At 42.3% G+C, this 13,434-nt stretch carries 12 protein-coding genes; 8 read left to right on the top strand and 4 right to left on the bottom strand.

Annotated elements, in window-relative coordinates; genetic code table 11:
* Window positions 1–2: 2 nt before the first annotated feature.
* Entirely contained in the window at window positions 3–1,466 is a 1,464-nt protein-coding gene (locus NSQ66_RS19195; RefSeq protein WP_036688868.1) for an ATP-binding protein, read from the bottom strand.
* Window positions 1,467–1,663: 197 nt separating this feature from the next.
* Between NSQ66_RS19195 and NSQ66_RS19190 the strand changes: the two genes are divergently transcribed.
* Both NSQ66_RS19190 and NSQ66_RS19185 read left to right on the top strand, forming a co-directional pair.
* Entirely contained in the window at window positions 1,664–2,386 is a 723-nt protein-coding gene (locus NSQ66_RS19190) for an MOSC domain-containing protein (protein WP_036688867.1), read from the top strand.
* Between the two features lie 92 nt (window positions 2,387–2,478).
* Window positions 2,479–4,554 (top strand): serine hydrolase domain-containing protein, encoded by a 2,076-nt coding sequence (locus tag NSQ66_RS19185; RefSeq protein ID WP_036688865.1) that lies wholly within the window; start codon window positions 2,479–2,481, stop codon window positions 4,552–4,554.
* A gap of 56 nt (window positions 4,555–4,610) precedes the next feature.
* On the opposite strand, the gene NSQ66_RS19180 is transcribed toward NSQ66_RS19185, so the two are convergent.
* Window positions 4,611–5,042, bottom strand: coding sequence for a flavodoxin domain-containing protein (locus NSQ66_RS19180; protein ID WP_036688862.1), 432 nt, complete (start codon window positions 5,040–5,042; stop codon window positions 4,611–4,613).
* A 426-nt stretch (window positions 5,043–5,468) separates the two neighbouring features.
* Between NSQ66_RS19180 and NSQ66_RS19175 the strand changes: the two genes are divergently transcribed.
* Window positions 5,469–5,810, top strand: a complete 342-nt coding sequence (locus NSQ66_RS19175) for a DUF4181 domain-containing protein (protein WP_076141056.1) — start codon at window positions 5,469–5,471, stop codon at window positions 5,808–5,810.
* 302 nt (window positions 5,811–6,112) lie between these two features.
* Here NSQ66_RS19175 and NSQ66_RS19170 read toward each other — a convergent pair whose 3' ends face one another.
* Complete coding sequence (locus NSQ66_RS19170; protein ID WP_076141055.1) at window positions 6,113–6,922, bottom strand: lipase family protein; 810 nt, start codon at window positions 6,920–6,922, stop codon at window positions 6,113–6,115.
* A 132-nt stretch (window positions 6,923–7,054) separates the two neighbouring features.
* On the opposite strand from NSQ66_RS19170, the gene NSQ66_RS19165 reads away from it, so the two are divergent.
* From NSQ66_RS19165 to nagA, 5 genes are all read left to right on the top strand, one after another.
* Entirely contained in the window at window positions 7,055–8,344 is a 1,290-nt protein-coding gene (locus NSQ66_RS19165) for an L-serine ammonia-lyase, iron-sulfur-dependent, subunit alpha (protein ID WP_076104970.1), read from the top strand.
* 198 nt (window positions 8,345–8,542) lie between these two features.
* Window positions 8,543–10,009 carry a YdiU family protein gene (locus tag NSQ66_RS19160; protein WP_076141054.1) on the top strand — a complete coding sequence of 489 codons (1,467 nt, stop codon included), beginning with the start codon at window positions 8,543–8,545 and terminating at the stop codon, window positions 10,007–10,009.
* A 38-nt stretch (window positions 10,010–10,047) separates the two neighbouring features.
* Window positions 10,048–10,527, top strand: coding sequence for a DinB family protein (locus NSQ66_RS19155; RefSeq protein WP_076141053.1), 480 nt, complete (start codon window positions 10,048–10,050; stop codon window positions 10,525–10,527).
* Window positions 10,528–10,702: 175 nt separating this feature from the next.
* The gene (locus NSQ66_RS19150) at window positions 10,703–11,488 is read left to right on the top strand and encodes a DeoR/GlpR family DNA-binding transcription regulator (protein WP_038572168.1); all 786 of its coding nucleotides are present in this window, start codon (window positions 10,703–10,705) and stop codon (window positions 11,486–11,488) included.
* A gap of 23 nt (window positions 11,489–11,511) precedes the next feature.
* Window positions 11,512–12,660 carry an N-acetylglucosamine-6-phosphate deacetylase gene (gene nagA / locus NSQ66_RS19145; RefSeq protein ID WP_076104968.1) on the top strand — a complete coding sequence of 383 codons (1,149 nt, stop codon included), beginning with the start codon at window positions 11,512–11,514 and terminating at the stop codon, window positions 12,658–12,660.
* Here nagA and NSQ66_RS19140 read toward each other — a convergent pair.
* Entirely contained in the window at window positions 12,649–13,419 is a 771-nt protein-coding gene (locus NSQ66_RS19140) for an AraC family transcriptional regulator (protein WP_076141052.1), read from the bottom strand. The genes nagA and NSQ66_RS19140 overlap by 12 nt on opposite strands.
* Window positions 13,420–13,434: the final 15 nt, after the last annotated feature.

Raw genomic sequence — 13,434 nt, 5'->3', positions numbered from 1 at the left:
TTCTACATGATAGGTTCCTCAGGTGTAATGATCGTTGGAATACTCACAGTAAAAGTTGTTCCTTGCTCCAGAATACTTTCTATAGAGATCGCTCCGCCATGATTATGTATAATATTTTGTGTGATCATATAACCTAAGCCTGTTCCTGTTTCTTTGGTCGTATAAAATGGTTTGCCGAGGGCATTGATCTGTTCCTCTGTCATCCCACAGCCTTCATCCTGCACACTGATTCGGGCTTCTCTGTCATAGGTTTGCACATGAATATAGATGTTTCCCCCATGATTCATTGCTTCCATCGCATTTTTAAGTAAGTTAATAAATACCTGCTTCATCTGATAAGCCTCACCATTAATCCAAATGGATTGATCAGTACAGACAGGGAGGATCTTGAGATTTTTTAGGGCAGCTTGTCCATTCATTAGTGTGGTGACTTGTTCCAGCAAAGACAATAAATCCACTGGTTTACTAATATGAGTGGTTTGGGGTTTAGATAAGACAAGCAGTTCGTTGACGATGAACTCGATGCGTTTCAATTCTGACTCAATAATGGAAATATATTTATCATTCATCCGCTCGGAAGAGCGCAGTAGCTTCATAAAGCCATTAATGGCTGTAAGAGGATTCCGTATTTCATGAGCGATTCCAGCGGCTAACTGTCCTGCTGTAGATAATTTCTCGGACTGTATCAGTCGTTCATCTTCCAATACTTGCTCGGATATATCTTTGAATATGCCAATGTACGCTTCGTTTCCCTCATAAATGATTGGCAATGTAATTCCATCCACATATTTCTGCTGGTTATTTAAACAATTAATCAGGTAGCAGACAGAACCTGTTGTTCTATCAGTGTTGAATTTCTTTCTTCGTTCTGAGAGAATTTCATAATTAGAGTAGTCTACAATATCCATAGTCGATAGACCAAGCACTTGATCTAGGCTTTCTGCATGGATTAATTGTAAACCTGCCGAATTTGCATATAGAACAATCCCTCCCCTAGTGATAAGCACGGGCTGAGGCAGTTCCTCCAGCAGCTGTAGAAAAGAGCTCTCTTTTTCAAGTAGATGGGTCTTCACAACCTGAAGCTGAGTCTCCATCTCCCTGATCAGGGTCTTATTCTCGAATTGAGTAAGATAAAATATGGGTTCACCATTGTCATCCGGAAGGATAGATATGGAGACGTTTAAAGATAACCGGTGTCCGGTTGGATGGAAATAATCTAATTCGAGTCTCTGCGGATCAGTACTCGTAGATGGAAGAGAGCTTCCTAATGAAATGAATTTATGAATCTGATCTAGAAGGGTACGGACGGTTGGAGAGGGTGTCGTTAACTCGTTTTCATCATACCCCAAGAGGTCGCATAATGCTGAATTCAGTTTTAGGAACGTTCCATCAAGCGAAATAAGGGCCATACCCATCACGGCTTGGGTAAAAACAAAGTCAAAACCTTGAAAATCATTTGTCCGCACAGCAGGTTACCTCTCTTCTTTATAGGGGAGTGAGTGTTATCTCAAAATGCAATATATCCAACAGTCATAGTATAAAACATATAACTCAATAAAACATATAAAATTTCTGGGTTATTAGATATTCATACAACAGTTAAATAAAATCAGGTAGAATGGGAAGATACGTTGCATTTTAAGACAAGTGGAGGCGTTGTATCATGTTATCAGTTGTTGGTGAAATTCAAGGAATTAATCGTTACCCGGTCAAGTCATTTGCGGGTGAGAATTTAGAAAGCTGTATGATTGAACCGTATGGAATGCTTGGTGACCGTTTTTGCTCCTTTTACGATGAGTCAAAAGAGGGCTGGCGAAAATATATCACCGCTAGAAATATTCCGAATATGCTTACCTATCAAGCGCAATTTATAGATGGACAAATCCATGTAACGGCATCAGACGGGCGAACCTTTGGATGGGATGATAATCTATTGGAAGAAATCCAAAGCCAAACCAAAACTCCAATCACTATGTCTGGTCTAAAAGCTGTACATCCTCAGCTAGAACATCCGCAGCTCCTATCCGTGGATGGCGCTAGTATTCTACTCATTACGGATGCCAGCTTAAAAAAACTGGAGGCAACCTGGGGGCATTCCTTGGACCCACGGCGTTTTCGCGGGAATTTTGTTATTGCGCTGAATGATGATTCTCTTTTTGAAGGAGATTGGATTGGACGCCGGCTCAACATTGGGGATGCACAGCTACAGGTAGATAGTTTTTGCGAGAGATGTGTTGTGATTACGATGGATCCGGATAGTCTCCAGAAGGACCCAGTACTTTTGAAAAAACTGCATAAAGAGTTTGATTTGCATTTTGGAGTTTATGCTTCAGTAATCAAAACTGGGCAAATTCGAATCGGAGATAAAGTAGAATTAGTAGATTAGATACATGGTCCCAAAATTGCAAACTTCCTTTACATTACTCCATGGATAAATTATCCTTTAAAGGATGACGATTTCATATCGGGAGGTTATGTATGAAGAAGAATTTGGCATCCCTATTAGTTGCTTTGCTTCTACTGGTAATGTATGTCCCTACGAGTGCATTAGCAGCAGATAGCGGCAAAGGGCAAACGTATGTGAACACTCAGAAGGTGGCAGCAGAGAAGGCAGCATTCTTAACGGAAAAGCTGGGAACGACTAGTCTCCAATATGCTCTTATTGATGGCGATAATATCGTTGTGAGCGGTCAATCTGGATATAGTCATGTGGAGAGTAAGACAGCACCAAGCGCTACAACGATGTATGGAATTGGCTCAACGAGTAAAATGTATACAACAGCTTCTATTATGAAGCTTGTTGAGCAAGGGAAAGTAGACTTGGACGGTTCAGTCGTATCTTATTTGAATAATTTTACGATGGAAGATCCTCGTTATAAGCAAATCACTGTACGGATGCTGTTGAATCATTCCTCAGGTCTTGCTGGCTCCAACTTATCCAATTCTTTCTTATTTAATGATTCTGATCCTATTGCAAAAGATAGTTTACTAGAAACGTTGTCAACACAACGTCTGAAGGCCGATCCAGGTGCCTACTCAGTATATTGTAATGATGGATTTACGCTGGCTGAGTTGATTGTTGAAAAGGTCAGCGGTACGGACTTTACCACATTCATTCATCAAAATTTCACAGAACCTCTAGGGCTTGAACATACGAAAACGCCTGTAGATTCTGTAGCTTCTTCTCAGCTGGCTAGTGTCTACAATGCTACCTACTCAGCAGCTTTACCCAAAGAAACCATTAACGTGATTGGAACAGGTGGTATCTATTCCACTGCAGAGGACTTGGTGCGCTTTGCAACTATTTTTACGGGCCAATCGACTGGCATTTTGTCAGAAAAGTCTGTGAAAGCGATGGAACAAGAGGAATATAAGCGTGGAATATGGCCTAAGGGAACAGATAATTCGTTAGCTTATGGATTAGGCTGGGACAGTGTGAACTTATATCCATTTAACCAGTACGAAATCAAGGCTTTGACAAAGGGGGGAGATACGGGTCTGTATCATACCTCATTAGTTGTATTGCCCGAACAACGGATGGCAGCAGCAGTAATATCTTCTGGCGGAGCAAGTACAACGGACCAGATGCTTGCCAACGAAATTTTACTCAGTGCCTTACAGGAAAAGGGAGTTATTAAGGAACTGAAAGCTACACCTACCTTTAAAGCTTCGAACAAAGAGGATATGCCGCAAGAATTGGTAAACTATGCGGGTGTCTATGGTGATTCTACGCAACTAATGAAGATAGAAGTTAGTAAAGCTGGGGAATTGAGTATATCTTCGATTATAGCTCCTACAATGCCAGCGCAGAAATTTTCATATAATTCGAACGGTGAATTTTTAGATGCCGAGGGTACAAGTAAAGTTAGCTTTGTGAAGGAGAGCAATGGCCGTATCTATCTTTGGAGTCAAGGGTATGGGGTAATTCCAGGACTTGGTGAAACTGCCGTTATCCAATATGCAGCTGAGAAGCTTGAACCTAATGCCCTATCTCAAGAGGTCACTACTGCTTGGCAGCAGCGTCAAGGGAAATTGTATTTTGATGTCAGCGAGAAGTACAGCTCCCAATATTACATGAGTATGCCGGTAGCTGGAATCGCTATGTTCCCTGACGCACCTGGTTATATGGGCTCGAATAAAATAACTGGGCCTAATAAAGCAGAAATGACCGTGCAAATTCCAACCATCGCTGGACGCGATCTTGCGGATCTTATTTTTGAAGAGAAAAATGGTGTGGAGTATTTAAAGATTGGCAATCAATTGTTTATACATCAAGATGCAGTTAAACCTATTTATGCAGGCCCGCAATCTATGGTAACTATCCAATCAGATGGATACGCTAGATGGTATGGAGTTCCTGAAACGGCAACAGGTAAGATAATGACAGTAGAGCTGCCAACCAAGAGTTCCTTTGCCGTCTATGATGAGAATGGTGTATGTGTGAATTACTTTACCATTAGCGGTCTTAAGCAAGTCAAACTTCCTAGCAACGGCAAAATTGTATTTGTAGGTGATGTCGGTGCGAAGTTTGAAGTGACCCTCAAGGCGCAATAAACGTATATAAAAAAAGAATCCTGTTATCAAGATTTTCGTCTTGGTAACAGGATTTTTTATTTGAAATTTTGTGAGAATTCTTTTATTTTATCTACCAATATCCCTTTGAGCTGATTAGTACCTTCCTTTGGAGCCTTATAGGCCTTATAACCTCCAAAAGATTCAATACAAATCGCAGCTTCTTTCAGATCATCAGGGAAATTTTTCTCTATTAATTCTTCGGTTTTCTTGGGTTTCTCGTTGCAAATGTAGTAGCCCATCTTCTTAGTCAGTAACTCATCTTTATTTTTTTTGATAAAGTCACGAATGGCTTTATATATTTTTTCATCTCTTACTCCTGCCCCTAAAATAATGCTATCAAATGCCTCGATATTTGGCTTCTCTAATTCTATATTGCAAATTTTGCTCTGAGGTAGCTCTTCTGATAATACTTTTGCACATTGTTCTGTTGCTCCAGATTTTGTAGCGTATAGAATAAGTACTGCCATTGTGTTCCCTCTTTTCAGTTAAGATTAATCGCGTTCCCGCATTGTAAAAAATCTTGGAAATCCATTATCTCGACAATCAAGATATAATATATTTTATCGAATATACTGATCATTTGTCAAGCCAACGGCAAGCTCCTGAGTGTTAATTAGATATCCTTATTATGGTATCATGGGAATAATATTAATCTAATGCTAACTATATCTTTAATGAAATATACAAAAAAAGAGGAGTGAACGTAAATTGGGGATCATCGTAATGCTAATCATCTATTTGTTGCTTGGAATATTTGTGATTAAAGTAGGCATCGATAACTCTAGAAGTACGCAACTATCAAAAGAAATATTAAATGAGTTAAAAGAAATCAAAGAACTAATGATCAGAAATAAATACGAATGAATTCTATATAAGGGTGGAGGTGAACGAAAGTGAAAATTGGACTTATACTTATAATACTTGCTTTTTCTAATCTATTTCTAAGGATATGGATTGTTGGCCCGGACAAAGAAAAACTTCCTGAAGACGGTTATGAGCTTAATATAAAAGGGAAGCTTATACTTGCACTTGTGGGATTAATTACGGGGATTGTGATAATAATTGCCGATGGCCCAGAGGGTACGGTTATAAAATGGTTTTGGATTGTAGTTATAGTAGTAGTAATAGGGTTTCAGTCGTTCATCGACTGGAAATTTCTAAAACATACGAAACAGCACATAGTTTCACTTATTCTGTTAGTCCTGGGTGTGGTATTAGTTTATTTTATATTCTGATCTAGTTTCATTCGTACCGGCTTCGGACCCAGATGACGTTAATTGCTGAATAATCGCCTTTTGGGCAGCGTTTCGGACTCCAGTGCAGCTATTCGTTAGAAAGTGACTTATATTAGGTGTTTTTTATGCCAATAGTGGCCATGGAGTCCGATGGAATTCTTAAAGTGGAAATATACTGCTGTTAGTGTCAATGGAGTCCGTTAGTGACTTTGTAACTGCTGATGGCATCGAATCATACGAAGAAAAGAGGTGTTTCGGCAGCCAGCTTATGGCTTGTTGGGCACCTCCTTTTTGTGTTCACATTATACTTCTGCTTTCGTAGCCACGAGTGGACAGAATCCTGGGTTCGTTATACATAATTCTTGAGCGAATTTCGGTTGGAGCTTGGAGAGCTCGGCGAAATAGCTGCTGATTACGTGATTACCACTTGTAGATCCATTTTGGAAAGACAGTGAGTTAAAAGTGTGGACATGATTGTAATAATACTTTTTTTCCCGTTTGGGGAGCTTATAGACATGTGGAGGTGCGTAGGTTACAACATCAAAAAGATTGGCATACCGGTAACTCTTCCGCACATATTGTTTGAAAATATTAACGAAGTCCGGATCGCCTACCCGTGGGGAACCATAAGTATAGAGGTTAGGTGTGGTGTAAGAGGTATTTGCCGCAATATCTAAGGTACATAAGGTGGCGAGCGCTGCACCGAGGCTGTGGCCCGTAATGTATAAGGTCTTGTCGGGAGATAGCTTGGAGAGCGTAGAGAAGATGCCATCCCGAGCTGAAGAATAAATGTTGGTGAAGCCACGATGGGTGAGAGAGTCTTCTTTAAGATATTTGAACCGTTCCTGTGAAGCGAGGACGTTGGATATCCAATTGGTCGTCGTACTGGTTCCCCGAAAGGCAATAATAATCTCTTGTGGAGACTCCAAAATAAAGCCGAAACGTTCCCATACATTATTGAAGGATTGTGCTTCAATGGGATGACATAGCTGATAATCTAATGGAATGACGAAAACTCCATCTATATTTGAAAATTGTGTATAGGTCTGCCCGCAGACTGCAGCTAGAAAGATCGCCCTTTGCTCTTGCTCATTCCTCTTACTCACGTGCATCCCGCCTTTCTTTCCTACACTATATTAGGGGGATGAAGGAGTGATTCCTAAGAAAAAGGATTCCCTGAAACTTCTCTCTGAGTTACTATATATAAATAACTCCAACAGGAGAGAGAAGGGGGAAATGCATACATGAGCAACTTATTGGAAATTTTACACAAGGAAGTCGTACCGGCAGAAGGCTGTACGGAGCCGATTGCAGTTGCGTATGCCGTCTCCTTGGCGGCAGAGCTTCTCGAGGAAGAAATTACGGGGATTCAGCTGCATCTCAGCGGTAATATTATCAAAAATGCAATGGGAGTGGGCATTCCCGGGACAGGCCAGACAGGCCTGCCCATCGCAGCAGCCCTTGGAGCGGTGGTCGGCCGTTCTCACAAGGAACTGGAAATTCTGTCAGGCCTGACGCAGGCTGAGTTGAAGATGGCAAATGACCTGCTGGATAGAAAGCTGCTAAAAGTGGAGATAAAGGACACTCCTGAGAAATTATATATTGAAGCCCAGTTGTTTACGCAGAACCATACGGCGACTGCCATTATTGCCAGAGAGCACACCCATATAGAATATTTGGCTCTGGACGGGGAGAAAATAACACCCCGGAATTCAAAAGCCGACTGTGGCAAGCCTAGTCTTTCCGACACGGAAGAGTATGCGGGCTCAGTTGATCAGATATTCGAGTTTATCTGTACCGCTCCTTTTTCAGAGCTTAGCTTTCTCTTGGAAGGAGCGCGGATGAACAAAGCGATCTCTGATGAGGGATTGCGAGGCGATTATGGCTTGCAGGTAGGTAAGAAAATGAATCAGCAATCTGCGGTGAATCTGTTCGGCAATGATGTAGCGAACAGAATTATCGCGGCTACCGCAGCGGCTTCAGATGCTCGAATGGATGGCAGTGCAATGCCTGTGATGACAACTGCGGGCAGTGGTAATCAAGGCATCGCCTGTACGCTTCCCGTTATAGCTCTGGCGGAATTGCTGGGCAAAGATGAAGAAATGCTAGCTCGGGCGCTTGCACTGAGCAATCTGGTCACTGTGCACATCAAACATTATATCGGGCGGTTGTCCCCATTATGTGGTTCAGGGATTGCAGGGGGAGTAGGAGCAAATAGCGGGATCATTTATCTCATGGGCGGCAGTCTTGAGCAGATCAAGCATGGGATACAGAATACGATAGCTTCTTTGTCAGGTATGATCTGTGACGGTGCGAATTCTACCTGTGCGCTGAAGATTTCCACCTCCACCAATACGGCGATCCAGGCAGCCACACTAGCTATGAACAACATTGCTCCTACAACCAAGGATGGTGTGATTTTCGAAGAGGTGGAAGATACCATCCGCAACATGGAGCGTTTGGTTCAGGAAGGGCTGGCGGATACTGACAAGACCATTCTCAATATTATGCTCTCCAAAGGCGGAGCGAATTAGCTTCCAAATAAGTTGAAAACAAGATAGAACATCATAATTAAGACCGCCCGGTTTCCTGCATAAAATGGCAGGAAGCCGGGCGGTCTTTGTAACACTTCGGCAAAACATAGGTCTGCGAGAAGATTTGCATTAAATTTTAACATAACTTATTCTGAGTTAATAAAGGCATAGAGACTGAGGGTATAAAAAGGAGATAATATGACAGAGAAAATAGATATAGGCTGGAATTTTGCGAATAGTTATATTCATCTGCCGGAATCAATGTTTACAAGAATTAAGCCAACGCCTGTGCGTAAACCGGAACTGATTATTTTTAATGAACCATTGGCTGCTACTCTAGGGCTGAATAGCACAGCACTACAGAGCAAGGAGGGTCTTGGAATTCTTGCCGGCAACGAAGTTCCTGAAGGTACCGTGTCGCTTGCGCAAGCTTATGCTGGACATCAATTCGGACATTTTACCATGTTGGGAGACGGTCGAGCAGTGCTGCTGGGCGAACAGATCACCCCTCAAGGTGATCGTGTAGATATTCAGTTGAAGGGTGCGGGAAGAACCCCATACTCTCGTGGTGGCGATGGCCGGGCAGCGCTTGGACCGATGTTACGCGAATATATCATCAGTGAAGCTATGAATGGACTCGGGATTCCTACGACTCGCAGCTTGGCGGTGGTAGCTACAGGGGAGTCGCTAATCCGGGAAACGGAACAGCCGGGGGCGGTTTTGACCCGGATCGCGGCGAGTCATTTGCGTGTTGGAACTTTCCAATATGCTGCTGCATGGGGGACTGTGGAGGATCTGCGTATTCTGGCTGATTACACATTGCAAAGACATTATCCAGAAGCTCCTGTGGAAGATAATCCATATCTTGTTCTGCTTCGGGAAGTAATGGAACGTCAAGCAGCGCTAATTGCCAAATGGCAGCTTGTAGGTTTTATTCACGGAGTGATGAATACCGATAATATGGCCCTTAGCGGAGAAACGATTGATTATGGTCCATGTGCCTTCATGGATGTGTACAATCCTGAGACAGTATTTAGTTCCATAGACCAGCAAGGTCGTTATGCCTACCACAATCAACCCGGGATTGGCGCATGGAATCTCGCCAGATTTGCCGAGACTCTCTTGCCATTGCTGGCTGACGATCAGGCACAGGCAATTAAGCTGGCTGAGGAGGCAATTTCAGATTTTTCGGAGCGGTCCTATCAATATTGGCTAACGGGAATGAGAGCGAAGCTGGGAATCTTTAACGAAGAGTTAGAGGATGTTGCTCTGATTGATACCCTCCTTGAACTGATGCAAAAATATCGGTCTGACTACACTAATACATTTCGGTCTTTAACTTTAGGCGTAATGGAAGATGCTGATCTGTTTGGCACTCCTGAATTTAAGCAATGGAATGAGCTGTGGCAGGCGCGCCTTAGCAGGCAGCAGGAATCACAATCCTCTTCACAGGAGCTGATGCGTACCAGTAATCCTGCGATTATTCCGCGGAATCATCGTGTGGAAGAAGCGCTTGAGGCGGCGGTAGAGCGGAAAGATTACGATGTGATGGAGAGGTTACTTCAAGCATTGTCTAACCCATACGCCTACTCCCCTGAACAAGAGGAATACTCGGCACTTCCTGAGGAATCCGCATGTCCATATCGTACATTCTGCGGTACTTAAATTGCTTATAATCTATCTGGAAAATGGGGGAAGGAAGAATGTTTCATGCTTATGATGTTCTAGCCAACCAGTTGCTGGCCAATGCAAATGATCCGAGTTGGTATGTGCCCTTTGAAGTGGCGGTTAAAGACTTAAGTGAAGAAGAAGCTTTTTGGAAGGTAACGGAAGAAAGCAATAGTATTGCTGAGATTGTGCAGCATCTGCTTTACTGGAATGAAACTTGGCAAACAAGGTATAAAGAAGCCAGTGTTCATGCGGTTCCTTCAGTGGATAATAATAATACCTTTGTCGTTGCAGAAGGGAAAACGTTCGAAGCGTTGCAAAAACAACTTTTAGAGGTTCTTTTACATTGGCAGGAATTGATTAAGAAAGAACAATTGGAAGCTGATGTTCAAGGATTCCCAGACAGTAAATGGTGGGAAGTACTCGGAAATGTAACAACCCATAATGCTTATCATGTGGGCCAGATTGTTTTTATTCGAAAAATACAAAAAAGCTGGAACCGCAAGGTGAAGTGACATTGTGAAGTAAATCCTAAAAAAATAAAATTAAAAAGGCGTTAGCGGATGCACATTCATCTGGCTTTCGTCTTTTTTTACGTATTAATACTTACATATGCTTAATCATATACTCATAAACGCTTGTAAATACTTATTAAATGACTTATGATGACTTTAGGAGGTGGATTACCTTATGTATCAAGAGGAACGATTATTAAAAATACTCGAATATTTGAAACAACACCAAGCAATGAGTGTTCAAGATATCTGTACGCAATTTGAAGTCTCAAGAGATACTGCCCGACGGGATATTGTTAGGTTAGTACAAGAGGGCGTCGTTGTTCGGACGCATGGCGGTCTAGCGTTACCAGAATTACAAAAAGAATTATTATCTTACCAGGATCGTTTGATCGATGAATCCGAGAGTAAGCAGAGAATAGGGAAGATCGGAGCCGCGCTTATCCAAGATCGTGAGACTGTGATTTTAGACGTATCGACCACTGTACAGTTTGTTGCTGAACAAATTAGTGCACAGGATATTACGGTTGTCACGCATTCAATAGATAATGTAGGGATTTTATCCCATCGTGAGGATCTGCAAATTTATGTACTTGGTGGTTACTTGAATGTGAAAAACCGCTTGTTATATGGTTCTTCCATTATCGATAAACTTAGTGAAATTCGTGCGGATAAAGCCTTTATTGGAGCGTCGGCGATCTGTGCTGATGGGCTCTATTATCCTTATGAAGAAGATGCGCGGGTAAAAAGAGAAATGGCTCGAAGATCTGATCAAGTGATTTTAGTAGCCGATCACACCAAATTTAATGCCAAATCCTTTTATCGGCTAGACTTTGACTTCATTGATATTTTAATTACAAATCGAGAGCTTCCAATCGAGATCAGAGAAGTTCTAGATCAGAAGAACATCACAGTTATTGAGTGTCAAGATGAAGCTGAAGAGGTTCGAAATCAAGAGTGATAACGAAATGGAGGAGAACGTTTATGACTTATATTTTGCAAAATGTACAAGTAGTGCTTCAGAATAGTATAGTTTCAGCGGCCAATGTATGGATTTCTGAAGGAAAAGTGATGAGGATAGACTCAGGAGATACCTCTATTCCAGAGGGTGAGTATGAACGGATTGATGGCGGAGGGCATTTGTTAGTGCCCGGAATGATAGATGTGCATATTCATGGTGCTAACGGGTTTGATATGATGGACGGTACTGCAGAGAGTATTCAAGAAGTATCGAAGGCTTGCGCAGCATCTGGTTGCACCTCATTTCTGGCTACCTCTGTGAGTTCTACGATGGAAGATCTTTTAGAGATGATTCGTAGTGTCAAACGTGTAATTGGGCATGAAGTGGGAGCAAAGATCGCAGGCATTCACTTAGAGGGACCTTATCTAAACCCCAAGAGAAAAGGAATGCAAAATGAAAAGTATCTGCGGCATCCTAACTTAGAAGAAATGAAGCTCATTTTCCAAGAAGCTGGATCACTCATTAAAATGGTTACGATTGCTCCTGAGCTGCCGGGAGGCATGGAGCTTCTTTCCTTTTTGAAGGAACGGGGAGTGGTGATAGCAATTGCTCATTCGGATGCCACATATGAGGAAGCCAAACAAGCTTTTGCCGCTGGGGCAAGTCATGTTACGCATTGTTTTAATGGCATGCGGCCGATCCATCATCGAGATCCGGGGATTGTGGTTGCCGCTTTCGAAGAGAAACATGTAAGCCTGCAAGCTATTGTGGATAATGTCCATCTGCATCCTGCAATTATCCGATTGATGCATACCATGAAAGGACCAGAAGGAATGGTCTTGATCACAGATGCGTTACAAGCAATGGGGTTAGGGGATGGGAACTATATATTTGGAGGACATCAGGTTACGGTATCTGGGGGCATAGCGCGATTGGAAGATGGCACGCTGGCCTCCAGTACAGTTACCATGAATGAAGCCTTACGTTATACTGTCGAAACTGGAATTTCGCTGACAGATGCCGTACAAATGGCTTCAACTACACCTGCTAATATTCTTGAACTTCAACAAAAGGGGACGATAACCACTGGCTTAGATGCTGACCTGGTCCTCTTGGATGATGAATTTAAAGTGCTCTGGACAATGGTAGGAGGGCAAATCTTACAGCTGTGACCGATATTCATGTGCGGTTATTCCGAACACGCTCTTAAAATGCCTGTTCAGATGAGTTAGATCCACAAATCCGCAATCTACAACAGCTGCATAGATATCCTTGGTTCTCTCAATGGACTGCTTGGCACGCTCTACCTTGCAATTTAAGAAAAATTGATAGGGCGATATTCCTGTTTGTGTCTTAAACTCGCGAATAAACTGATATTTGGACAGACCAAATTCTGTGCAGAGATCGTCCAGCTTCAGCACATGGTCTAAACTGCAGTACATCATTTCCTTTGCTTTTTTGAGAAATTTATTATTCGTTCTACGATCGGTAACTATTTCAGTATTAGATACTAAATGAACCAGAGTGAATAACAGTTCACTGCACAAAGACTCCTCTTTGCCATTCTGGATGGCATGGTTTAGGGCTAATATGCACTGCGCCAATTTGTCATCGTATAAGATAGGAGTGGCGAAGCGGAGTTCTTTTTTATCTAGTATCTCTCGCATTAGGGTTGGCTTAATATAAAGCATGACATAATCAATGCCACCTTTATCATACGCATTGCCATCATGCGTTTGTTCTGGATTAAACAACATTACGCCATTTTTATGAGAGGATTGCAAACTACCGTCAAGATTATATTGCTGAATGCCACGAAGGGTCACACCGAGTGCATATTCCTCATGGCAATGTTTTTTATAGGTGAAATCAGTAAGGCTGGCGGATAAGGACAGGATCTCTGCTGACTTTTTATAGTTAAATCTCTCCACGTTCTTAACCTCCGC

The organism is Paenibacillus sp. FSL H3-0329, from assembly GCF_037963285.1.
GTDB lineage: Bacteria > Bacillota > Bacilli > Paenibacillales > Paenibacillaceae > Paenibacillus_AQ > Paenibacillus_AQ odorifer.
Note: the sequence above shows the minus strand (reverse complement) of the source record. Positions and strands in the feature narration are given on the sequence as shown.

Coding starts and splice junctions, on each gene's coding strand:
- nagA (WP_076104968.1), top strand. CDS start 11,512: ATGACTTATATTTTGCAAAATGTACAAGTAGTGCTTCAGAATAGTATA.
- NSQ66_RS19155 (WP_076141053.1), top strand. CDS start 10,048: ATGTTTCATGCTTATGATGTTCTAGCCAACCAGTTGCTGGCCAATGCA.
- NSQ66_RS19150 (WP_038572168.1), top strand. CDS start 10,703: ATGTATCAAGAGGAACGATTATTAAAAATACTCGAATATTTGAAACAA.
- NSQ66_RS19180 (WP_036688862.1), bottom strand. CDS start 5,042: ATGGCAGTACTTATTCTATACGCTACAAAATCTGGAGCAACAGAACAA.
- NSQ66_RS19160 (WP_076141054.1), top strand. CDS start 8,543: ATGACAGAGAAAATAGATATAGGCTGGAATTTTGCGAATAGTTATATT.
- NSQ66_RS19190 (WP_036688867.1), top strand. CDS start 1,664: ATGTTATCAGTTGTTGGTGAAATTCAAGGAATTAATCGTTACCCGGTC.
- NSQ66_RS19185 (WP_036688865.1), top strand. CDS start 2,479: ATGAAGAAGAATTTGGCATCCCTATTAGTTGCTTTGCTTCTACTGGTA.
- NSQ66_RS19170 (WP_076141055.1), bottom strand. CDS start 6,922: ATGCACGTGAGTAAGAGGAATGAGCAAGAGCAAAGGGCGATCTTTCTA.
- NSQ66_RS19165 (WP_076104970.1), top strand. CDS start 7,055: ATGAGCAACTTATTGGAAATTTTACACAAGGAAGTCGTACCGGCAGAA.